A 22,395-nucleotide genomic window follows, 5' to 3' on the forward strand; every position below is an offset into this window, starting at 1 on the left:
AATAATTTAGAATGTAAAATTAATCGTTTCTTCAGAGAATTGCAATAATTTCTTAAGCTAAGGTTTGAGTAAAGTTGCTTCGATAAAAAAATTACAGCATCAAATTTAGCAACTTATTCGTTCATTGTATCCCACAAACTCATCAACTCAATTTTTTCGAATGGTTTTGAGAGTGTAATTCTTTTTGAAGTTTTCGGAAGCAGATCAAAGAAATTATCGCTGAAATGTGTGTCACCCATTAAATAGACATCTTTTGCCAGAACATCTGTGGTGATTTCGATTTCTGTCGGAGAGATTTTTGTGATTTTGATATCAGGTTTTGTGAGTTTTAAATCTTTTGGTTTTGAGAAAAAGTGGATATTTTCTGCAATGATTTTTTTGTTTATATCTGTTAGAACCAATTTTAAAAAGACTTCATTTTTATTGGAATATTTAATTAAATTTTTAATTTCTATGAGCTCAATCTTTGCAATTCCATCCAATATTTTCTCATTCTGAACCGTAGTTAGATCATTAAAAATTTTCCCGTTAAAATCAACAACCTGAATTTCTACTTTTATATCTTCGAACTTTTTTAATTCATCATTTATGGCATAAAAGTTTAAAAAACCCTCTATTTCTTCCGTTAAAATTACCTGATTTTCAAAACTTCTTTTGATCTGATAATGCAACGCTTTCCAATTGCCCAGATAATCAATTGATGACCAAGAAATGACCGGCCAGCAATCATTGAGCTGCCAATAGAGAGTTCCCATATTGTACGGTTTTGCACGGCGATGGGCTTCAATGGCAATCTGCATTCCACGAGCCTGAAGCAGTTGCGAAACATAATTATATTTCACAAAATCCTTCGGAACGACATAATCCCGCTTCATATATTCATGGATGATATGAAAACCGCGGGCATTTTTTTCGTGCGCTTTGATGGTTGAATTTTCTAAACTTAAATCCTGATTTCCCGAAAACATTGATTTCATGGTTTCTAAACTCGGCATTCCCTGAAAACCGTATTCAGAAGCAAATCGCGGAACCTTTTCGTTGTAAATTTCAAATGGAAACTCGCCCCACCACACGCCCCAGTAATGAGAATCGCCCTCTGTTAAACTTTCTTTGTGTCCCCAACCAATTGATGGTGAAGTCGGCCAGTATATATTTTTTTCCGAAGTTAAATTTTCCTTCAAAGCATTAGGAATGACTTCATGAAAAACCTTTTTGTAATCTTTCCAAACCTGAAGAGAATCTTCTTTTGAATATTTGAACTGTTTTTGATAGCCCCAATTGACGATGGCTTCGTCAATTTCATTATTTCCGCACCACAACGCAATCGATGGATGATTTTGAAGCCGGTTGACCTGATCTTTGACTTCTTCTTTCACATTATTCAAAAAATCTTCGTCAGACGGATAAAAACTTCCTGCAAACATAAAATCTTGCCAAACGAGAATTCCGTTTTCGTCACAGGCCTTGTAAAATTCATCATCTTCGTAAATCCCGCCGCCCCAGACACGAATCATATTCATGTTGGCATCTTTGCAATCTTTGATGAGTTTCTGATATTTTTCTTTGGTAATTCTTGGTATAAAACTGTCTGACGGAATCCAGTTGGTTCCTTTGGCATACATCGGATTTCCATTGACTTTAAAATAGAAAGATCTGCCTTTTTCGTCTTTTTCCTGAATTAATTCGATGGTTCTTAAGCCAATTCGTTCAGCTTTATTATTTAGAATTTTCGAATCTTTTTTTAATGACATTTTTAAATCATATAGATCCGGTTTACCCCAACCGTTTGGCTGCCACAGCTTTGGATTTTGAATTGTAAAAGGAATCTGAATTGTATTTTTTCCTTTTTTTAATTGGATATTGTTGAGTTTGTCATTAATTAAAACAACATATTTTCCGGTCTGATCAGCTAGAATTTCAGTATAAATAATTAAATCTGCATTTTGTTTTGTTAAACTTTTCTGCTCGATTTTTACATTTTCAATCTTTGCATAATTCCAGAAATTCAACTGAACATCTTTCCAGATTCCAGCGGTGACTAAGCGTGGTCCCCAATCCCAACCGAACTGGTATTGCGCTTTTCTCACAAAACTTCTGGGAGATTCTGGTAATGCAAATGAAACTTTTTTTGCTAGCTCATGCCCAACATTAACGGAAGATCTGAATTTTATTTGTAAAATATTATTACCGATTTTCAAATCATTTTTAACCGGAATTTGCCATGTTCTGAACATGTTGTCTGCCTTCTCCAGCAGTTTTCCGTTTAAATAAATCTCAGAAAACGTATCCAATCCGTTAAAAACCAAATCTGCATTTTGATTTTCTAATTCTTTAGCTGCTATTTTAAAAACTGTCTGATAATCCCAATCTTCATTTTCTACCCACTGCACTTCTTTCTCGTTCTCATCTTTGTATGGATCAGGAATGAGCTGATGATCCATTAAATCCAAATGAACTGTCCCCGGCACCGATGCCGTGAGCCAATTATTTTCTTTTGAATTTTTAAATTGCCATTTTTCTGACGACAGATTTCGCTCAGAAAATTGTGCGTTGATGAATGTTTGAATGAAAAATAAGGCAAAAAGTATAGTTTTGTTCATTTAAAGTTTATTTACAATTCTGTGGATTCCGTTCTTGATTAAAGGTGTATTAAAATTCATCAATAAACCTAGTTTAATATTGGTTAACCTTAAATACGTTGTTAATTTGCCTGTTTGTAAGCACTTTCCATTAATCCAGCACTAAGATTTGTATAAATCTCTAAAGACTTTGTCGCAATCTCTGCTTACTTAATTATTTTGCGTGATTACATTTCTCATTTTAATTTTAAATATTCAACTTCAACTTTTTAATCTCCTCCGCATTCGCGAATGACTCATAAGACAACACTGCAGAAGAATGAAAATACTTTCCATTCGTTACTTTTTTTAAATCTGAGATATTATTCGAACGAACACCGCCACCAATTAAGATTTTAATGTCATCACCACAATTTTCAATTAGTTTTTTTAAATTTTCTTTCCCTTCCATTGCAGAATTTTCTCCACCGGAAGTGAGGATTTCTCTGAAACCTAATTCGATCAGTTTTTCTGCCGATTCAAAAATATTTTTGGTTCGGTCAATAGCTCTGTGAAAAACACATGGTTTTCCGTTGGCGAGATCAACCAAAAGTCTGTTTTTTTCGTAATCAATTTCCTGATTTTCATCTAAAATCCCGAAGACAAAACCATCAGCTTTGGCTTTTGAAAATTCAATAAGATCTCTTTTCATTCGCAAAAATTCAGAATCGCTGTACATGAAACCTCCACTTACAGGGCGAATCATGACATGAATCGGCTTGGAATATTTTTCTTTTAAATATCTCAATTCTTCAAGGTCGGGTGTAATTCCACCGGAATTGATGTCAGCACAGAATTCAATTCTGTCGGCAACGGAATTTAACGCAATTTCAGCGGAAGTGAGATCGAAAGTGGCGATTTCTAAAATCATATTTTGTTGGATGTTTAATGATAGGTGATGGATGTCTAATACTTACACTAATTATTTCAAAGCAAAATCAGGTTTTTCCAGACGGTTTCCTTTCTGGTCATAAACGGCGAAATTAAAACCGTCCTGAATACAATAAGATCCGTATTCTCCTTTTTTATTGATGGCAATGAAGCCAACCTGAATATCTTTCAGATTTTTATTTCTTTTTTGAGTTATCTTGACAATTCTTTCTACAGCTTCTTTACATGCCTGTTGAGGATTTCTACCCTGTCGCATCAGTTCCACGACCAAATGAGTTCCTACGGTTCTGATTACTTCCTCACCATGACCAGTTGCGGTTGCTGCACCTACCTCATTATCAACAAATAAACCTGCACCGATAATTGGTGAATCTCCTACTCTGCCATGCATTTTGAAAGCCATCCCGCTCGTGGTACATGCTCCGGAAAGATTTCCCTCGGCATCCAAAGCAATCATACCAATCGTGTCGTGATTTTCGATGTTGACAATCGGTGAATATTTACTGCTTTTCAACCATTCTTTCCATTCTTTTTCAGATTCTGCCGTTAGAATATTTTCTTTTTTAAAACCTTGGGAAACGGCAAACTGAAACGCTCCATCGCCTACCAACATTACATGAGGTGTCTTTTCCATTACCATTCTTGCAACAGAAATCGGATTTTTAATATTTTCAAGACAAGCAACTGAACCAATATTATAATTTTCATCCATAATACAGGCATCCAACGTCACTCGTCCATCTCTATCGGGACGGCCGCCGTAGCCAACACTTCTTTCATTAGGATCATTTTCAACCAGACGAACACCTTTTTCAACCGCATCTAGTGCTCTTCCGCCTTTTCCTAAAGTCTTCCAGGCTTCCTCATTTGCTTTTAGACCAAAGTCCCATGTCGAAAGAACGATGGGTTTATTGACCAACCTACCTTCACTTTCCGGAACTTCTTTAGCGATTAGATCTAATGGATTCAAGATTAATGCTGATGATAATATTCCTGTGATTTTTAAAAATTTTCTTCGTGAGTTCATATTTTAAGGTTGAGGATTAGGTTAAGGTTATTCTTTTTAGAGTGTTTGAAGATGTTGAAAATTTGAATATTAATTTTAAACCTGAATCAATTTGCTCCGATTTCATCTACAAAAAGCCAGGCTTTTGAATCTGCTCCAGGATTTCCTACGGGGATAGTGCCTGCATTTTCTATTTTAATTTTGATATATTTTGAGGTTTGATTTCCAACGTTCAATTTGACTTTCCCTTTGGAACTTTGAATCTCATTTTTCCCGATTTCTTTGATCTGCTTAAAATCTATTCCGTCATCAGATATAAAAACCTGCGCAGATTTTGCCAGGTGAATCCAGCTTCCTATATTTTCCAAAGTGTTAAAATATACTTCTGAAAATTTCGTTTTTTCGTCTAAATCAATTATCGCCACCACATCTTTTCCTTGAAAACCGAGCCACATTTTTCCCAACTGCTTTACATTTCCGATAATTCCGTCAACCAAAGTAAAAGCTCCGCCAAAAGAATAATTTTCACTCGGTTGTTGTTCTAAAGTAATATTTTTTCCTGTAGTTTTTGAAGTGGTAAATTCTTGTGTAGAAACCGCACTTTTCAATCCGCCTTCAAAATAAGCTGATTTGATGGTCATTGTTTGTGAAACCGGAATAGGAACATCATAAGTCTGAGAATTTGCAGTCGGAATGCTACCATCTGCAGTGAAGCGGATACCTTCAGGCTTTTGGGAAGTAGAAAGTCTGTACGAAACGCCTCCTACTCTTGGAATCACTTTTCCGTTGATATTATAAATACTTTTTGCGTAGTTGATGTTCATTTTATCTAAAATTTTAAAATGCTCAACTACTCTGTCTTCAAATTTCTTGTAGTTTTCCGGATTTGAAGTTCCCCATCCGACTTCAGAAAGCGCGAACAGTCTTGGGAAAATCATGTATTCAACCTGTTTAAAATCAAGAATATATTCCGTCCATAAATTGGCCTGGACTCCTAAAATATATTTTGCCTGCTCTGCATTTAATTCAGCAGGAATCGGATTGTAGGAATACACTTTATCCAAAGGCGTGAAACCTCCGAACGCATTGGGTTCGGTCTGTGGATCGCCCTGATAATGGTCAAAATAACAATAAGCTCCGGGCGTCATCACAGCAAAATGACTGGTTTTTGCGGCTTCAATTCCTCCTTTGATGCCTGTCCAGCTCATTACAGCTGCGTTTGGTGCTAATCCGCCTTCCAAAATCTCGTCCCAGCCAATAATTTTGCGGCCTTTTGAGTTGACATATTTTTCAATTCTCTGAATGAAATAACTTTGCAGACCATGCTCGTCTTTGAGATTGTTTTTTTTGATTAATCCCTGACAATGGGCACATTCTTTCCATCTTGTTTTTGGACACTCATCGCCACCGATGTGAATGTATTGTGAAGGAAACAGCTGCATCACCTCATCCAAAACATTTTCTAAAAATGTAAAAGTTTCATCTTTCGGGCAAAAAACATCATCAAAAACGCCCCACTTTGTCGCCGCTTCGAAAGGTCCTGTTGTACAAGCCAATTCAGGATATGCTGAGAGTGCTGCCAAAGCATGACCTGGCATTTCAATCTCCGGAACGACTGTGATGTGTCTATCCTGAGCGTACTGTATAACTTCTTTGATCTGGTCCTGTGTATAAAAATACGGTCCGTAAGGTTTCCCATCAAAGGTATTCTCAACATAAGCTCCGATCATCGATTGTTTACGTTTTGAGCTGATGTCAGTCAGTTTTGGGTATTTTTTAATTTCAATTCTCCAACCCTGATCATCTGTTAAATGCCAGTGAAATGTATTTAATTTATACATTGCCAGATAATCAATATATTTTTTTACTTCTTCAACAGTGAAGAAATGCCGACAAACATCAAGATGCATTCCACGCCAGGAAAATTTGGGCTGATCATCTATTTTTAATGAAGGAATTTTTCCGTTTTTGTGAGTTTCAAATAATTGAATTAAAGTTTGAATTGCTAAAAAATATCCTTGATTTGTATATGATTCTATTACAATTTTATCTGAAGAAATTTTAAGTGAATAAAACTCATCATTCTTATTTTTACTATCTGATTTCGCAAGTTGGAAATAAAGCAATTGAGAATTTCCTTTTTTTGTATTCTTAAATTTCAATGAAGAACTCAGGCGTTTTTTGAAATATTCAGTTTCTTCCTTTGGTAGATTTGGGTGTAAAAGAAGTATTTTAGGAATAATAAATTCTCCCGTTTGAAACTCAATTTTTTGCGGATAAGGAATCAAATTCAGTTTTGCCTGAGAGAAAAAAAAACTTGAAATCAGGAGTGTAAAGACCGAAAGAATACGCAGCATCTTGTTGAGTTTAGATTTTAGCGAATATAAATATTTTCTGAAAAATTCAGTCTATGATTTAACTTATTAAACTTCAAAAGATCTAATTTTGTATAAAATAAACGATGAAAAAAACATTTTTCTTAGCAGCTGGATTATTATTTTCAGTTTCTACACAAGCGCAGATTTTAGATATCATCAAATCTACCGTTAAAAATCAAACCGGAGTTGATCTCAATAATCCGGTAAAGACGAAAACCACAACCAATACTACCACAACATCAACAAATACTCAATCTTCAGCTACCAACATCAACAGTTTGAGCTCAACTCAGATTTCTTCAGGTTTAAAAGAAGCTCTGACGCTCGGTGTAACAGAAGGAGTGAAAAAACTGGGTGTTACTGACGGTTTCCTTAAAAATGAAGCTGTGAAGATCTTAATGCCTGAAAAACTAAGAATAATTGACACAAAATTACGCGCATTTGGATTAGGAAGTTTAGCCGACCAAGGTGTAAAATTGCTCAACAGAGCCGCTGAAGATGCTGTCACAGAATCTGCTCCTATTTTTACCAAAGCCATTACCTCAATGACGATTACCGATGCGAAAAATATTTTGCTAGGTGGTAACAATTCAGCGACCAACTATTTACAGAGCAAAACCCAAGGTCAGCTTTTCACTGCCTTTCAACCTAAGGTAAAGGCTTCTTTAGGAAAAGTGGGTGCCGATAAAGTTTGGAACAATTTAATTTCAAAATACAATACGTTGACAGGAAATGCTGTTTCCACCGATCTTAATGAGTATGTAACCAATGAAACCATCAACGGCGTTTTTAAAATGGTAGCAGAAAAGGAAAGAGGAATCAGAAATAATTCTGTGATGAGAACGACAAGTATACTCCAGAAGGTTTTTGGAGCGCAGGATAGAAAGTAATTTTACTAAGAACCAGGATTAGTTTCTCATAAAAAAGAACTAAAACCATTATCTCAAATTGAGATAATGGTTTTTTTTTATTATTTTTGTTTGCTATCAATAAATGATTTTTATGCTAAAGAAAACTGCCATTGTAGGTTTACTCACAATAATATCTGCTTCTTTTATGGCTCAAAATACGACAATCCCTGTCTATCTGGACGAGTCAAAATCGGTCGGTCAGCGTGTTCAGGATGCACTTGCGAGGATGACACTTGAAGAAAAAGTGGCGATGCTTCACGCACAGTCAAAATTCAGTTCGCCAGGTGTACCAAGATTAGGAATTCCGGAATTCTGGACAACAGACGGGCCGCATGGAGTACGCCCGGAAGTGATGTGGGACGAATGGAACCAGGCAGGCTGGACGAATGATTCAATCATTGCCTACCCTGCTTTAACAGCTTTATCTGCAACATGGAACAAAAAAATGTCCTGGAACTACGGCAAAGCATTAGGCGAGGAAGCCCGATACCGTAAAAAAGATATTCTTCTCGGACCCGGAGTCAATATTTACAGGACTCCCCTTAACGGAAGAAACTTTGAATATATGGGTGAAGATCCGTACTTAACCTCAAAAATGGTAGTTCCTTATATTAAAGGAGTACAGTCTAACGGGGTTGCCACTTCTGTGAAGCACTATGCGCTCAACAATCAGGAAATGTTTCGCCATACAAGCAATGTAATCATTGATGACAGAACGCTTTACGAAATTTATCTCCCGCCATTTAAAGCAGCTGTGACAGAAGGAGATTCGTGGACGATCATGGGTGCCTATGATATGTACAAAGGTCAGTACGCAAGTCAAAATCAATATCTTCTCAATGATATTCTAAAAAAAGAATGGGGATATAAAGGGGTTGTAGTTTCGGACTGGGGTGCTGTAAACAATACTGAACAGGCAATTCACAACGGATTAGATCTAGAGTTCGGAAGCTGGACCAATGGCCTTTCTGCCGGAACCAAAAATGCATACGACAACTATTATCTTGCTCAGCCTTATCTAAATTTAATTAAATCAGGAAAAGTAGGAACTCAAGAATTGGATGATAAAGTGATGAGATTGCTGAATTTGGCCTACAAAACTACGATGAATACCAAGAAACCATTCGGAAATGTAGCTTCAGAAGAACATAAAGCCATCGCAAAGGAAATTGGTGAAGAAGGAATCGTTTTGCTTAAAAATTATGGAAATGTTTTGCCAATTGATTTAAATAAAGGAAATAGAATTGCTGTTATTGGTGAAAATGCAATAAAAATCATGACTGTCGGCGGAGGTTCTTCTTCGCTAAAAGTAAAATATGAAACATTACCACTAGATGGCATTAAATCTAGATTTGGAAATCAGGCTGATGTACAATTTGCCAGAGGATATGTAGGCGACATAGGTGGTGAATACAATGGTGTAAAATCCGGGCAGGATCTGAAAGATAATCGCTCTGCAGATGAATTGTTAAATGAAGCTGTAGAACTGGCAAAAAAATCTGATTACGTAATTTTCGTTGGTGGGTTGAATAAATCAGATTTTCAGGACAGTGAAGGAAACGACAGAAAAAGTTACGGCTTACCCTACAATCAGGATAATGTAATTGCTGCTTTGGCAAAAGTTAATAAGAATTTTGCAGTCGTTTTAGTTTCCGGAAATGCAGTAGCGATGCCATGGATAAAAGATGTTCCTACAGTTCTCCAATCATGGTATCTGGGTTCTGAAGCCGGAAATTCTCTTGCAGCCATTCTTTCAGGTGATGCAAATCCTTCCGGAAAACTTCCGTTTTCTTTTCCTGTAAAGCTTGAAGACAATGCAGCGCATAATTTGGGTGAATATCCTGGAAATAAAGAAGAACTGGCTGCAGGAAAAGGAAAGGATCAAAAAAACCCAATCAACATTCGCTATAATGAAGGGATTTTTGTGGGTTACCGGTGGCATGATACAAAAAAGATTAAACCTTTATTCAGTTTTGGTCATGGTTTAAGCTATAGTACATTTGAATTTGGCAAAGCAAAGACTGATAAAACCATAATCAGTCAGGAAGATAAAATCACATTTACGGTCAATATAAAAAATACAGGTAAAAGAGCCGGTGCTGAAGTGGTACAATTATACATCAGTGATTTGAAATCATCCGTTCAGCGACCTGTAAAAGAACTGAAAGGCTTTGAAAAAGTTTATTTAAACCCTGGTGAACAAAAAGAAGTTAGCATTACAATCGATAAGACTGCATTAAGCTTTTTCGATGCTGAAAAACATGAGTGGGTGGCAGAACCCGGAGCTTTTGAAGCATTGATTGGAAATTCTTCTGATGAAATTAAAACCAAAGTGAAATTTACTTTACAATAATCAAGAATAAATCCCTGTCAAATCTGAACGGGGATTTTTTTTGCAGCTAATAAAATTCTCATCGTTATGGTTACAAATTTCTATTAATTCACTGCAAAAAATACAGCAGTTAATCAAGAAAATAAAGATAATATTGAGATTGTTTGAAATTAAAATCAATTTGCTATCAAATGTTATAGACGGCGCAACAGTTCTTTTATTTTCGCAATCAGATCATCCATATCAAACGGCTTCGGAACAAAATCTGTAGCACCGGCGTTACTTGCAATACTGCTTCCGTCTACACTAGCAGATAATACAATAACAGGAAGAGTTTTAAATTCCTGGGTTGCCCTTATGGCTTTTAGTACCTGATCGCCTGAAAGTACAGGCATCCAAAGATCAAGCAAAAGAAGGTCAGGAAGTTGTGTTTTAATTTCTTTTATCAAATTTGTACTGTTGATTTCGGTGTAAACATCATATCCTTCAGATTCAAGCAACATTTGTAGCACATCTAGGATCCCCTGGTCGTCATCACAGACCATTATTTTTCTATTTTCTATTGTCATCATCATTCATTATTGGTAATGTAAAGCTAAAGGTGGATCCTCTGCCTATCTCACTCTCTACCCAAAGAGTTCCCTTGTGATTAGCGATAATTTCGTGCGAAATATACAAACCAATTCCCAATCCTGGAAATTTTTTCTGAATATCTCTTGCCCTGAAGAATCTTTCAAAGATTTTTGCCTGGTCTTGCGGGCTTATTCCCATACCATGATCTGTTACCGATATTTTTACAAAATCTCCTACTTTACTGAGATATATTTCAATTTTATCTGATCCTGGCGAGTATTTTATCGCATTTGAGATGAGATTATTCATGACCTGTGAAATCTGTAATTCGTCACCTAAAATCATTCCATTTGCGTGTCCGGATAAAGTGATCTGATAAGCAGGTGTTGCTAATGACAAATTTTCGACAGTATCTTTAATCGTCTTATTGATATCAAATGGCTCGTTATGCAATTCTATATTTCCTGACTGTATTTTTGAAGTATCTAAAAGTTCTGTAATTAGATTATTAAGACGGTCGACATATGTTCCTACTTTGTCAACAGTCGACAGATATTTTTGGGTAGCACCTTCCGGCGGCATTCTTTGAAGAAGCTGTACAAGTCCTTTAATAGTCGTCAAAGGAGTTTTGAGTTCGTGGCTTGCAATAGAAAGAAAGTCATCTTTGCGGCGGTCAATTTCTCTTTTTTCGGTAATATCTTCAATGGCAATTAAGATTCTATCCTTATACTGACCTTCAAACTCTACACGGTATGCATTGAGAAGCATTATTTTTTTTCCAATATGCGGAAAATCGTGCTCTACCTCAAAATCTATTACCGGATTACTGGTAGGCAATATTTTTAATAAAAGTTCTTTTAAAGGTTCAATATCCCACTGATTGTTACCCAACTCAAATAATAATGTGCCAACGGTATCTTCGGATGTCACTTTAAAAGTGTTTAAAAAATGGCTGTTGGCGCTTATCACCGTATAATTAGCATCTAAAACCAATAGGCTTTCTCTTACAGTTTGAATAATACTTGAAAGGAAAATTTCATTTCCGAGAAGCTCCTTGGTTCTTTCCTGAATTTTTCTTTCAACAGATGTTTTTTCTTCGCGAAGTTCATGCTCTGCTTTTTTACGATCTGTAATATCATTTTGCACTCCTATAAAATGAGTAACTACCCCTTTGTCATTTATAACAGGAGAAATAAAAAGCTCATTCCAGAATAATTTACCGTTTTTTCTGTAATTTCTAATTTCAACCTTGCATTCCTTACCGTTTTTTATGGCTTCTTTCAGTTCCAGCCTCTCGGGCTGCATTCTGTCCTGAGATTGTAAAAAACGACAATTGTGACCTATAATTTCGTTATTTTTGTATCCTGTAATGGTCTGGAATGCTTTATTACAGTAAATAATAGGATTATCTGGCTGAGTATTGTCAGTGATGATAATTCCTGAACTTGCCGAATTTAAAGCTTGGAGATAAAGATCAAGGTTCATATTTGAACTGCTCGTTTGATCGTTGCGGGAGTCTTTTGATGTTTCCAAATCTAAGCTGTTTTATTAACACTGTTCTACAAACAAGAAAATTAATAAAATTATTTTATGTTGCAGATACAATCGTAAACCAAATACTGTGCCCAGATAGTAACATTCTCAAATTGTGTATGATTAGTTTTTGAATATATCGAATAAATAATCTTATTGAAGTTTTTGTAACTGAAAAGTACAGCTTATTAAATTTTTTGACAGTAAGTGACGTAGTTGCGGTGACAATAGGACCTTAAAATTTTACCTCTTTTGACGGTATCTTATTATCAATAGTAATAGTAATGAAAATATTGCTCCAAAAAATCCATATGATAATAGAATCAAATAATCCATATTTCTTAAAAGTTCATGCGGTTCAGGGTCAATAGAAGATATTTCCGAATTACTTATGCTCAGATTGAGAAAATAAAATAGTATACCTAATAAAAAACCTGAAAAAAAAACAATATAATTTATTGTACTTCTCATAGCTGAATTATTCATTTAAAATTTTTGGAGGGAAATAAACTTTGGATTCATCTCTATATTTTAAGATCACCTGCATTTCTTTTTTATCTTCAAAAGCAAGCAATTTGATTTTGTTTGTGATTTCTTTCCATGTACTGTTTGAGGCGATGTCATCATAATCATCATTATCTGATGCTTTTTCTGCCAACTCAGGCGTAGAATAAATATCATCTTTGGGTATATATGCGAAACATCCATAAGAGCCTCCTAAATGATCATATCCTTTCATTTCATATGATCCGCCAATATGAATCATAACATCGGTTGCAAAATTCTGATCTTTTCTGGGTGAATCTATGTTCTTTCCATCTAATCTCGTCTGCGTTCTGAGCTGTTTTGCAGGAATTTTACGACTTCCAAATCTTGTAAAGATGAAAGCATCCATATCAGATCTTACATATCGTGCTGAAATATTCGGATAGCTTGGAATCCAGTGAAGGCCATACAAATTTCTCTCATAATTGTCAGGAACAAATGCTCTGTTCAAAAGCTCATATTTACCATCTTTATTTTTACCTAAACTATACCAAGCATCTCTTGTAACATCAAATTCACCTTTATTTTCAGTTTTACAATCCTCTCCTTTAATATTTTTTTCAATGTAAAAAATATTAACTTTATAAGTAGGTACTACTACTGCAGGATCATAAAAATTATAATCTAATCCTTTTAGTCCCTGTATTGTATAACCGGTAATCTCATTTGTGATCTCGATGCGTATAATCTTTTTTGCAATTAAGTTTATTTTGGGTGGAGGCTCATTGACATTGTAAGTAACTCCGGTATCTAATCCGTTTTGTGTAAATTGATTTCCAAGAGATGAATTTTCTATATTAGCTCCTGCAAAATTTTTAGCTGAACCTCCGGTAGTCTCAATATAGTCTCCTCCTATAAAAGATTCCTTACTCATTATTAATGATTTTTTGAAATTTCCGCAGAATTATTCTTAATCTCTTTTTGAGAATGCTGTTCAAAAACGCCCTGACTTTGATTAGTAATCTTTCCGTTAGCCACTCTCAATCTGTCTTTATCTGTATGAGATTCTTTATTTCCTTGGATAAATTCAGTCATTTTTCCTGTAACATTCGTTATAAAATCTGTCCCAACTGAAAGCATATTGAGCAATCCGACACCCGTAGTTTTATTCATTCCCGCAGTTTCAGAAATATTCATGCCTGCATTAGTCGTAATATTTTCAGCAATATTGACATTCATATTTTTTGCCGTAATATTGATCGTTTCCGGAGCTGTAATATTGATATTGCTTCCAGTCGTATCCAGGTGAATCTCATTTCCCGATTTATCGGTAATAATAATGCTCTCATCTTCCGTGAAAACTACTTTATGACCACTTCTGGTCTGTATAGATTTTACGCGGTTATCCATTCCCCCGCCCAAACCTACTTGTCCGTGGAACATTCCGCCCATGACAAACGGTCGGTCGGGATGGTTGTGCACAAAATTGACCATCACCTGGTCTCCCACTTCCGGGATGGCTACGTAGCCCCTGTTTTGCGTGATCTTATCGGTTCCCCCTGCATCAGGACTCATCATCCGGATAAAATGGGTCGTGTCATTCGTCTGCCAGTCGAATCTTACCTGAACCCTCCCCTGTCCTTCCGGGTCAGTGTTGGAGATCACCGTTGCGATCTGCGGCTCGGCTTTGGGAATTGTAAATTCTGGCTTTGGCAAAAAGCCCGTGTCGGAGGCTATCCCCAAGAAACTTCCGCTGTAATGGCCGATCGTATCGATCTCATGCGTGGCTTCTGTGACCATGATTCTTGTAAAATACGAAGTTTCGTTTGTATCCGGTTTGCGCATTTCGATATCTACCGAGCAGCCCGGATGAAGGAAAGGAACCGTAGTGGAACCCGAGATATTAAAAACATTCACTGCCTCGCTTCCCGAAGTGCTTTTCTGTGAGTATTCCACATCAAGATGGGTCGTTGCCTTGATAGGGGCCACTCGCAGTGAGGGTGTTTTATAAATATTGTCGTTATGCCCGTAAGCTGTTTTGGCCAGATCTCCCACATGCTGAATAGGAGTCGCCCCTGAAGTCAGCTTCTCGTGCCTGCTGCTGTTGTAGCCGTAAAACTGAGGCTTGGTGTGCACCGCTTTCAATTCAACTTTAATATCATTGGCACTGCTGCCGTAGGTAAGCTTGATCGCTTTATTCTGGGGCGGAAGTTTCCCGAAGTGTAAAACCTCACCGTCGTAATAAAACTGCTCGCCGTAGGCTTCTGCCATTCTCGCAAGATAATTGTAATGCGTCTCGTCGTACTGGCTGCTGTAGACGATCTGTGAATAATCGTTGGTATCGATTCTGATGTCGAAACGGCTTTTGTCTAAACCCTGCTTGATCACTTCTTCTGCAATAATCCCCATATTCACCGGCTGGCTGCCTCCGAAGCTCTGGATATGGGGCGCACCATCGAGCAAAATAGTCGGGCTGTAACCGGATAATACGATATTCCCGAGGCTCATTTTCTCCTGGCTGAAACCTACTCCCGTAATGACGCCAACGAATGTTCTTTCCGGGCTGTTGTCGATATCTTTGTAGGAAATTACAGCCGTGAGACGTTTGCCTAAAAACTTGTTGGCTTCTTCCAGGGTGTGTGTCTGGCGGTCGCCCAGAGTGTCGTGGGAAAGCGTAAGGGTAAACTCATGATGGCGCTGAGCGCTTTGGGTGAGTTTGAAGTGTTTGTAATATCTGATAACTTTACCTTCAATTACCAAAGATAATTTTACCAAACGGTTGATGCCGTTGTGATGGCTTTCTGATACCCCTTCTGCATTCTGCGAGGGGCGAAAAGAACTGCCTCTGGATGGTTCTAAGGTGTTTGACATAATATGTGTGATTGTGGTGATTTAAAGTTATTCATTTTTTTTCATTCAGCAGCCTTCCGGGGTGAACTTTAGCATACTTTTAAGATTGCTGTAATCTAAAGGGCTCTGCCAGAATTTATACCGCATGATCTTCAGCACTCTTTTCTTTACTTGACTCATGGTGAATACTTTAGAATTATTTTTTTAGTTATTATTTTAAATATTTTCTTATTGTATTTAAATTTAATGTGTGAGTCTGCTCAAGCAAAAATTCCATTGGTTTTGTCTTGCTTTATCAAAAGATATCGGAAACATTCTTGGGAGCAGAGCCTTTTAATAAAACTAAAAAATAAAGTCAATAAATACGACCCAAAAATAAATTTCAGACAAAAAAGACCGTCTTGAGGGACAGTCTTTGTTTACCATAATACTTGATTGATAACCGGATTTTAGCTTGACGGCCAAAGTCCTTCGTAAGCTGCTGTCCCATAGTTGATTTTCTCGGCGCTTACCACAAAGCTGATCAGCATGGAGTTTTCGTCTACCGCATCGAAGTCTACCTCGTGCTGGATCACGTAACCGTTTTCCCAATTAAGGGTGATCAGAGTACCTTCTTCGTGAGATTTGTTGAAGGTGATCTCTCCGGAAGTAGGCTTGTATTTTCCGTTTAACAGTGATTCCAGAATGTCAGATTTTTCTGTCGCCTCGATCGTTAGTTTGATAATTGCATTTGAAGGATCGGAGGCTACTCTACCCGATACGTCTGTAGATCGGGACACGCTGTAGTTCAGCTTTAATAATTTCTGACCCTCACTGCCGTTGAATTTTAAGATTCCTCTTGAATTTGCTGCCATGATAGATAAATTTTAATCGTTAATATTTTTGTTGATCTGTTTTCTATACCAAAGATAATTACACCAAAATAATCTCAATGCCTTTTTTTTAAATTTCTCAATTTTTGTAGTAATTCTACGATTGCCTGTCGTAATTATACGACTGAATATGAAGGGAAAATTAAGCACACAAAAAAAGCTGCCTCTTACGAAGCAGCTTACTTTTTACGATATATATCGATTATGCAAGTCTTACATTAACTGCATTTAGTCCTTTTTCGCTTTTTTCTACGTCAAAAACCACTTTATCATTCTCACGAATCATTTTAGTGTTCAATCCTGAAGAATGTACAAAAATGTCTTGTCCTCCTTCTGCTGGAGAAATAAATCCGAAACCTTTTGTTTCGTTAAAAAATTTTACTGTGCCTTGTTGCATTGTATTGGTATTAAAAATTGTTTTATTATTGATTTGCCTAATTCTGGATCAGACTGTTTTTTTATTTAAAGACTCAAGACACTGCTGAATAAACTGTTGTTTTCTTGATTTCCATTCCGTCATCAAATATCTTATCAGCAAATGTACTAACTTCTTGCGAGATAACCGCTGAAAAAAGAATATTTTGTCTTTTTAAAGGAAGTTTACCGATAAGCCTTTTAAGTTCATGGGTATTATTCTCCAGCAAAATCTCTATATCATCTATAATTAAAACTTCTACTTTTGAAAGACTGATATGTCTCTGATCATCAAGTTCTAATAGCTTTTGCGGTGTTGCAACCAGCACATCTAATCTTCTTCTGAGTGAAGAAAGCTGCGTTCCGTTTGAAATACCCTCATACACAGAAAGCTGTGATAGCGGTAAATATTTTGTATAAATCTTAAAATTCTCCTCAATTTGTAACGCCGTCTCTTTAGTAGGCGTCAAAACCAAAACTCTCGTGTCATTATGATCAGGATTATTCTTTTTCAGTGCCTGAAGAATTGGCATTGTAAAAGAAGTCAACCTTTCCGTTCCGCGCGGAATGCAGCATAAAATATCTTTGCCGTTTAAGATCTGCGGAATGATTCTGGTCTGCAGTTCCGTAGGCATCGGACATCCTGCTTCTGTAGCGGCACGTACGATTGGATTTATTAAGTTCAGGTTTTTAAAACTCATAGTACTTTTTGCCGAGTTACGGCTTTCCTTATTCAAAAATTGATTTTGGAAACATGTGTTTTGTCAAATATATCGATGACAGGTCTTGTTTGCATTTTAATAAGAGACGAACTTTTTCTATTCTCATTATTCAAGGCCAGTCTTCGGGTATTTATATCACTTCACAAAGATGAGCGAAAAATTTCATTTAAAATTTATATAAATAAATATCATATTTACATAAATCACACATTTTATAAATCTTCAAGATTTCGTTGCCTTTTTAATTTGAGGTTTTTATAGAAAGACGGCGTTAAACCTGTGATTTTTTTGAATTGATAAGAGAGATGTGCAACACTGCTGTAATTGAGTTTATAAGCAATTTGAGTAAGATTTATCTCATTATATAACAACAGCTCTTTTACCTTCTCAATTTTATTGATAATGATAAAATGCTGGATCGTATACCCATTGACTTCCGAAAATACATTGGAAAGATAAGTGTAATCATACCCTAATTTTTCGCTTAAATACAGTGAATAGTTTTCTTTTGGCTGCTCATCGGCATTATGAACCATCTCTGTGATTGTGGTTTTTATTTTTTCAATTAAAATACTTTTCTTATCATCTAATAATTCAAGACCCAAATGTGCTAATCTTAACCTGAAAACGTCCAACTGTTCTTCATTGAATCCTTGCTGAATATCGACAGTACCGAGATCTACAATTGCATGCTGTATTCCTAATTTTTTAATTTCTTCCTGCACCATCATTTTACATCGCAGACTGACCATATATTTTATGTATAATCTCATACAGCTGTTTTTTATGGCGATCTGAAAAAATTGATAAAATTTAAACGACAACCTAATAGATTAGGTAAGATACATAATTTTAAAACATTAAAAATCTTAAAACAGATATAAAACATACTCTTAAAATAAATTTAATAATGATTAATAAACCGAAATTTTGTCCCTAAAAAAAATTCTCCACAGAGATTACTGCAGAGAATTGTTATTTCAAATTTTTTTGAGGTTAAACCAGAGACATCCAATTGCTGTTTTCTGAGTAATCATCTAAAGGCTTTAAATCCTGGTGGTGATTCATTGATGCGAGAAGTGTAACAATCTCCTGTCTGGTCATTTCGACAGAATTATCAACCAATTTTTGGTTAAACCCTGCATTGCTAAGTTCCAAAAGATCATTTACGGTGATAATTCTTGCCACAACTTTTCCTAAATCAATCATTTTTCTCTGAGAAATTGTAGTATTGATTGTGAAATCTAAATTTTGTGTATACAATTTTGCTGCATTTTCACTTAAAATATTCTGCTGCAAATATTCACCTACATTTTCAATTTTCTTTTTCTTCATATCCTTCAGAATTCCTTCTGAAATCTGGGTGTACAACATTTCGTTTGAACCTTCAAAAATCTGGAATGGACGGCTATCCATAATACCTCTTCCGCCAATGTGGCTCATTCTGTATCCTTTTCCACCCGACAACTGTACCAGAATCTGTGCAGCTTCCTGCATCATATCGGTAACCAGAGCTTTCATAGAATTGGCATGAACACCATCTGATGAAAGGTTGTTTTCAATACCGCTGATCTTAGAGCTCTTCGCACACATTGCAGAACAAAGTGTAAAGAATGATTCTAATCTCGTCAGCTGATACTGCACTTGGTCTAGTGCGTAAAGATTTGAATTTCCTACAATTCTGTTTCTTGTATGATCGAGCGCTTCATCAAGCATTCTTTTCAGAAAGCCCATCCCCATTCCCGGAAACTGAAATCTGCTTCTGTGAAGAATATCAAGCATCATTTTAAGGCCTGTGGATTCAGGAATCAATTTGTTTGCTTCAGGAACTTTAATGTCAATCTTATTAAGTCCGTAAGGAATCATGTATAATCCCGGATTGTCATAATATTCTAAAACTTCAATATTTTGTGCTGGCTGATGTGTATCTGCAATGAAAAAATCTACATCTCTTGAAAGATTTCCTTCTGCATTAGCATTTCTCGAAGTAATTAGCCAATAATTAGCCAATCCGGTAAGACCCTGCCAGTGTTTTGTACCTTTTATTTCAAAAGAATTTCCTTTTAACTCATTTTGAGTTTTCATATTTAATGCATCACTTCCGAAATCTGGTTCTGTGATCATCAAACCACCCATTGCACCATAATCTAAGAAATGCTTAAATATATTTTCTTTAATAGATTCATTCCCATATTTGGCTAAGGGCTCTAAAAAAAGAGCAATATTAATCCCGAAAGTCAACGATAACGGCAGAGATTCGTAAGAGGCAGCAGATAGAATCCCCAAACATTCTTTCACCTTCAATCCTCGCCCGCCGAATTCTGATGGTACTGCGACAGAAAGGGGTTTCAAATTCATGATTTCTTTCCACACGCTTGGTGGGAGACCTCTCGAAAGACATAGCTGGTCGATGTTTTCCCTTTGAAAAAGTTGGTTGAGTGAAGTTTTAAAATGATCAAGAAATTCAGGATAAGACTCTCCTGAAGACTTGTAAGAAGATTCATTCATAAAATAAAAAATATGTGCTGTATGCCATCGATACAACGAAATTACCAAATGAAGCGAATGGCACAACTTATTATTTAAATCAGCAGCTTCACAAAATCTGCGACTAAGATACGAATTTTCAGACACCTTAGACAGTAAATCTTGAAAAATTGATATATTATTAAAGCAATATTGTAAATATTGTCAAAAATTCAATATTTAAATGATATTCAGTATTTATTCCAAATACTAGAGAATTAGATTAGAATAATTCTTTTTAAATTCACCATCAAAGGCGTTATGATTTTTTCCTAAACAAAATAAAACATAGCAGTAAAGTCAAATTAACAAGTACTGCGAATGCATTTGAAAGAATTATAGGTAGTTCATTTTTTATAATCCCATACCAAACCCATAGAGAAAGCCCACAGATCAATACAATTATCATAATCCAGGAAAGATCTTCCACATTTTTATCTCTAATCACTTTTATCAGTTGCGGAATCATTGATATGGAAGTAAGAACTCCCGCGATAATGCCTAAAGTATTTTCGTCCATAATGATATAAGAAATATAAAAATTTACTACAAAACGAAATAGTTATAAAGTCATCTCTATTTAATTTTGTAGTAAATCTTCTGGAATAGGATTAACGATGTCTTTGCCCTTTTTGGTGGTAATCAACGTGTTGTGGTTTAGACTGATAATTTTTTGAAAATTTGTCATCGTGTAAATGGTTGAAAGCATTCGTGGAATGAATATCATTTTCAAATTCTAAATGATCAAAGTGCACCACTTTTCCGTTTTTGTAAGATTTTCCTTCAGCAGTTTGATAAAGCTGATTTTCTTTGTAGGTATTTCCATCTGGAGCGGTAAATGTTTTTTTTCGTTGGCTCAGTTTTTTTCTTCTTTGATTAAGGAGCAATAAAGTTCCTCCGGCTAAGAATGCCAATGCTACTTTTATTTTATTATTCATAAGTTTTTATTTTCTTTAAATTAACAAAACACCTGCCAAGAAATAATTTTACAAATTTTTATTTTTAAATGATTTACTGTTCTTTGGTCTTATAATTGAATTGTAATTGGCAATATAAAATCAAAAAATAAACATTATGGCAACTAAAACGTCAACAGCTAAAAAACCTGCTGTACCAAAGAAAGCCGCCGCTCCTAAAAAGTCTGCAGCTTCAAAGTCATCCGCTAAAGCACCTGCAAAAAGTGATGCAGCAACAGATCTGAAAGATTTTTTTGAGGATGCTTTAAAAGATATTTATTGGGCAGAAAAGGCTTTAACAAAAGCCCTTCCGAAAATGGAAAAGAATGCTACCCATCCTCAATTAAAAGAAGCAATTGCTACCCATTTAAAAGAAACTGAAGTTCATGTAATGAGACTTGAAGAATGTTTTAAATCGTTAGGGTTAAAGCCTGAAGCTAAAAAATGTGATGCAATGCAGGGATTATTGGATGAAGGTAAAAGCATCATGGAAGAAACTAAACCAGGCGCAATACGTGATGTAGGGATTATTGCAGCTTCGCAAAAAGTGGAGCATTATGAGATCGCTACTTATGGAAGTTTGGCTGCTTATGCTAAAGTTTTGGGTGAAAAAAAATGCCTGAGCAATTTTCTGGCTACCTTAAAAGAAGAAAAAAACTGTGATAAGCTGCTTACAAGCATTGCAGATACCGCTTTGAATGCAAAAGCAAAATAAATTTTAAGCATAATTTTATAAAAAAAATTCCTCAATTAAATTGAGGAATTTTTTTTTAAAGGCTGTCTTTTTGATTGATGATCAGTTATTTAAAATCAGAAGATTATTCAGTTCGCTCTTAAAGCACCCTAAAATAAATTCTGTATAATACAGTTGCGCATTAAGAGCCTGAGTTTTTGGATGCAGCTCTAGTTTTTTAGATAAAATAATTTCTTCCTTATAAGCAATCGAATAGTATGCATACACATTGTAATCAGAATTTCTTCCCGGAGTGCAGTAGCCTGTTGTAGCGATAGACCAATCACTTTCAAATAATTTGGCAACATTCAGAGCCATAGTTTCTGCTATTTTTTCTGACACACAATCACATTTTTCTGCTTCACTTTTATCAACCCTCAGCAATCTTACTTTTTCGTTAAGTGTATATGAAGTCATACCGCCTTTATAAAACATCGATGCATTCGGCATTTGCGAAAAGGCAAGCTGTAGCATTCCGGAAGTTACACTTTCGGCAATAGCAATGGTTTCATTACTGTTTATCAGGCATTCGCTGATGTACTCCAGTGTTTTTTTTTGAAATTCCATAACAGTGAAATTTTAGTTTAGTTAAAA

20 protein-coding genes are annotated in these 22,395 nt (G+C 35.8%); 3 read left to right on the forward strand and 17 right to left on the reverse strand.

Annotated elements, in window-relative coordinates; genetic code table 11:
- Positions 1 to 113: 113 nt before the first annotated feature.
- The 5 genes from K0U91_RS00430 to K0U91_RS00450 form a co-directional block, all read right to left on the reverse strand.
- Entirely contained in the window at positions 114 to 2,600 is a 2,487-nt protein-coding gene (locus K0U91_RS00430) for a beta-mannosidase (protein WP_220179523.1), read from the reverse strand.
- Positions 2,601 to 2,735, reverse strand: a complete 135-nt coding sequence (locus tag K0U91_RS00435; protein ID WP_219969585.1) for a GxxExxY protein — start codon at positions 2,733 to 2,735, stop codon at positions 2,601 to 2,603.
- A 91-nt stretch (positions 2,736 to 2,826) separates the two neighbouring features.
- Positions 2,827 to 3,489 carry a copper homeostasis protein CutC gene (locus K0U91_RS00440; protein ID WP_220179524.1) on the reverse strand — a complete coding sequence of 221 codons (663 nt, stop codon included), beginning with the start codon at positions 3,487 to 3,489 and terminating at the stop codon, positions 2,827 to 2,829.
- A 51-nt stretch (positions 3,490 to 3,540) separates the two neighbouring features.
- Entirely contained in the window at positions 3,541 to 4,536 is a 996-nt protein-coding gene (locus K0U91_RS00445) for an isoaspartyl peptidase/L-asparaginase family protein (RefSeq protein WP_220179525.1), read from the reverse strand.
- 86 nt (positions 4,537 to 4,622) lie between these two features.
- Positions 4,623 to 6,872 (reverse strand): family 20 glycosylhydrolase, encoded by a 2,250-nt coding sequence (locus tag K0U91_RS00450; RefSeq protein ID WP_220179526.1) that lies wholly within the window; start codon positions 6,870 to 6,872, stop codon positions 4,623 to 4,625.
- A 104-nt stretch (positions 6,873 to 6,976) separates the two neighbouring features.
- Between K0U91_RS00450 and K0U91_RS00455 the strand changes: the two genes are divergently transcribed.
- Together K0U91_RS00455 and K0U91_RS00460 are read left to right on the forward strand one after the other, a co-directional pair.
- The gene (locus tag K0U91_RS00455) at positions 6,977 to 7,783 is read left to right on the forward strand and encodes a DUF4197 domain-containing protein (RefSeq protein ID WP_220179527.1); all 807 of its coding nucleotides are present in this window, start codon (positions 6,977 to 6,979) and stop codon (positions 7,781 to 7,783) included.
- 112 nt (positions 7,784 to 7,895) lie between these two features.
- Positions 7,896 to 10,157, forward strand: a complete 2,262-nt coding sequence (locus K0U91_RS00460) for a glycoside hydrolase family 3 C-terminal domain-containing protein (protein ID WP_220179528.1) — start codon at positions 7,896 to 7,898, stop codon at positions 10,155 to 10,157.
- A 173-nt stretch (positions 10,158 to 10,330) separates the two neighbouring features.
- Here K0U91_RS00460 and K0U91_RS00465 read toward each other — a convergent pair whose 3' ends face one another.
- From K0U91_RS00465 to K0U91_RS00515, 11 genes are all read right to left on the reverse strand, one after another.
- Complete coding sequence (locus K0U91_RS00465) at positions 10,331 to 10,708, reverse strand: response regulator (protein ID WP_220179529.1); 378 nt, start codon at positions 10,706 to 10,708, stop codon at positions 10,331 to 10,333.
- A complete protein-coding gene (locus K0U91_RS00470) occupies positions 10,689 to 12,194 on the reverse strand; it encodes a PAS domain-containing sensor histidine kinase (RefSeq protein WP_220571809.1) in 1,506 nt (501 codons plus the stop codon). Before K0U91_RS00470 ends, K0U91_RS00465 begins: the two co-directional genes overlap by 20 nt.
- Before the next feature lie 526 nt (positions 12,195 to 12,720).
- The gene (locus tag K0U91_RS00475) at positions 12,721 to 13,662 is read right to left on the reverse strand and encodes a hypothetical protein (protein WP_220179531.1); all 942 of its coding nucleotides are present in this window, start codon (positions 13,660 to 13,662) and stop codon (positions 12,721 to 12,723) included.
- Between the two features lie 2 nt (positions 13,663 to 13,664).
- Positions 13,665 to 15,599: a type VI secretion system Vgr family protein gene (locus tag K0U91_RS00480; protein WP_220571810.1), complete on the reverse strand. Its 1,935-nt coding sequence runs from the start codon at positions 15,597 to 15,599 to the stop codon at positions 13,665 to 13,667.
- Between the two features lie 428 nt (positions 15,600 to 16,027).
- On the reverse strand, positions 16,028 to 16,432 hold the full coding sequence (gene tssD, locus K0U91_RS00485; RefSeq protein ID WP_219971757.1) for a type VI secretion system tube protein TssD: 405 nt from the start codon (positions 16,430 to 16,432) through the stop codon (positions 16,028 to 16,030).
- A gap of 220 nt (positions 16,433 to 16,652) precedes the next feature.
- Positions 16,653 to 16,847: a cold-shock protein gene (locus K0U91_RS00490; RefSeq protein ID WP_047445827.1), complete on the reverse strand. Its 195-nt coding sequence runs from the start codon at positions 16,845 to 16,847 to the stop codon at positions 16,653 to 16,655.
- Positions 16,848 to 16,920: 73 nt separating this feature from the next.
- Entirely contained in the window at positions 16,921 to 17,565 is a 645-nt protein-coding gene (locus tag K0U91_RS00495; protein ID WP_219970929.1) for a DEAD/DEAH box helicase, read from the reverse strand.
- A gap of 233 nt (positions 17,566 to 17,798) precedes the next feature.
- Positions 17,799 to 18,359 carry a helix-turn-helix domain-containing protein gene (locus K0U91_RS00500; RefSeq protein WP_219970930.1) on the reverse strand — a complete coding sequence of 187 codons (561 nt, stop codon included), beginning with the start codon at positions 18,357 to 18,359 and terminating at the stop codon, positions 17,799 to 17,801.
- 223 nt (positions 18,360 to 18,582) lie between these two features.
- Positions 18,583 to 20,094 carry an acyl-CoA dehydrogenase family protein gene (locus tag K0U91_RS00505; RefSeq protein WP_219970931.1) on the reverse strand — a complete coding sequence of 504 codons (1,512 nt, stop codon included), beginning with the start codon at positions 20,092 to 20,094 and terminating at the stop codon, positions 18,583 to 18,585.
- Between the two features lie 277 nt (positions 20,095 to 20,371).
- Positions 20,372 to 20,632 (reverse strand): SemiSWEET transporter, encoded by a 261-nt coding sequence (locus tag K0U91_RS00510; protein WP_219970932.1) that lies wholly within the window; start codon positions 20,630 to 20,632, stop codon positions 20,372 to 20,374.
- A gap of 91 nt (positions 20,633 to 20,723) precedes the next feature.
- On the reverse strand, positions 20,724 to 21,050 hold the full coding sequence (locus K0U91_RS00515) for a hypothetical protein (protein ID WP_219970933.1): 327 nt from the start codon (positions 21,048 to 21,050) through the stop codon (positions 20,724 to 20,726).
- A 136-nt stretch (positions 21,051 to 21,186) separates the two neighbouring features.
- On the opposite strand from K0U91_RS00515, the gene K0U91_RS00520 reads away from it, so the two are divergent.
- Complete coding sequence (locus K0U91_RS00520; RefSeq protein ID WP_219970934.1) at positions 21,187 to 21,783, forward strand: YciE/YciF ferroxidase family protein; 597 nt, start codon at positions 21,187 to 21,189, stop codon at positions 21,781 to 21,783.
- 81 nt (positions 21,784 to 21,864) lie between these two features.
- Here K0U91_RS00520 and K0U91_RS00525 read toward each other — a convergent pair whose 3' ends face one another.
- Complete coding sequence (locus tag K0U91_RS00525) at positions 21,865 to 22,368, reverse strand: CinA family protein (protein WP_220179982.1); 504 nt, start codon at positions 22,366 to 22,368, stop codon at positions 21,865 to 21,867.
- Positions 22,369 to 22,395 lie beyond the last annotated feature (27 nt).

Origin of the sequence: Chryseobacterium sp. LJ668, assembly GCF_019613955.1 — a bacterium.
Taxonomy (GTDB): Bacteria; Bacteroidota; Bacteroidia; order Flavobacteriales; family Weeksellaceae; genus Chryseobacterium.

Coding starts and splice junctions, on each gene's coding strand:
- K0U91_RS00455 (WP_220179527.1), top strand. CDS start 6,977: ATGAAAAAAACATTTTTCTTAGCAGCTGGATTATTATTTTCAGTTTCT.
- K0U91_RS00475 (WP_220179531.1), bottom strand. CDS start 13,662: ATGAGTAAGGAATCTTTTATAGGAGGAGACTATATTGAGACTACCGGA.
- K0U91_RS00525 (WP_220179982.1), bottom strand. CDS start 22,368: ATGGAATTTCAAAAAAAAACACTGGAGTACATCAGCGAATGCCTGATA.
- K0U91_RS00515 (WP_219970933.1), bottom strand. CDS start 21,050: ATGAATAATAAAATAAAAGTAGCATTGGCATTCTTAGCCGGAGGAACT.
- K0U91_RS00480 (WP_220571810.1), bottom strand. CDS start 15,599: ATGTCAAACACCTTAGAACCATCCAGAGGCAGTTCTTTTCGCCCCTCG.
- K0U91_RS00460 (WP_220179528.1), top strand. CDS start 7,896: ATGCTAAAGAAAACTGCCATTGTAGGTTTACTCACAATAATATCTGCT.
- K0U91_RS00500 (WP_219970930.1), bottom strand. CDS start 18,359: ATGAGATTATACATAAAATATATGGTCAGTCTGCGATGTAAAATGATG.
- K0U91_RS00490 (WP_047445827.1), bottom strand. CDS start 16,847: ATGCAACAAGGCACAGTAAAATTTTTTAACGAAACAAAAGGTTTCGGA.
- tssD (WP_219971757.1), bottom strand. CDS start 16,432: ATGGCAGCAAATTCAAGAGGAATCTTAAAATTCAACGGCAGTGAGGGT.
- K0U91_RS00450 (WP_220179526.1), bottom strand. CDS start 6,872: ATGCTGCGTATTCTTTCGGTCTTTACACTCCTGATTTCAAGTTTTTTT.
- K0U91_RS00495 (WP_219970929.1), bottom strand. CDS start 17,565: ATGAGTTTTAAAAACCTGAACTTAATAAATCCAATCGTACGTGCCGCT.
- K0U91_RS00465 (WP_220179529.1), bottom strand. CDS start 10,708: ATGATGACAATAGAAAATAGAAAAATAATGGTCTGTGATGACGACCAG.
- K0U91_RS00520 (WP_219970934.1), top strand. CDS start 21,187: ATGGCAACTAAAACGTCAACAGCTAAAAAACCTGCTGTACCAAAGAAA.
- K0U91_RS00470 (WP_220571809.1), bottom strand. CDS start 12,194: ATGAACCTTGATCTTTATCTCCAAGCTTTAAATTCGGCAAGTTCAGGA.
- K0U91_RS00510 (WP_219970932.1), bottom strand. CDS start 20,632: ATGGACGAAAATACTTTAGGCATTATCGCGGGAGTTCTTACTTCCATA.
- K0U91_RS00505 (WP_219970931.1), bottom strand. CDS start 20,094: ATGAATGAATCTTCTTACAAGTCTTCAGGAGAGTCTTATCCTGAATTT.
- K0U91_RS00430 (WP_220179523.1), bottom strand. CDS start 2,600: ATGAACAAAACTATACTTTTTGCCTTATTTTTCATTCAAACATTCATC.
- K0U91_RS00445 (WP_220179525.1), bottom strand. CDS start 4,536: ATGAACTCACGAAGAAAATTTTTAAAAATCACAGGAATATTATCATCA.
- K0U91_RS00440 (WP_220179524.1), bottom strand. CDS start 3,489: ATGATTTTAGAAATCGCCACTTTCGATCTCACTTCCGCTGAAATTGCG.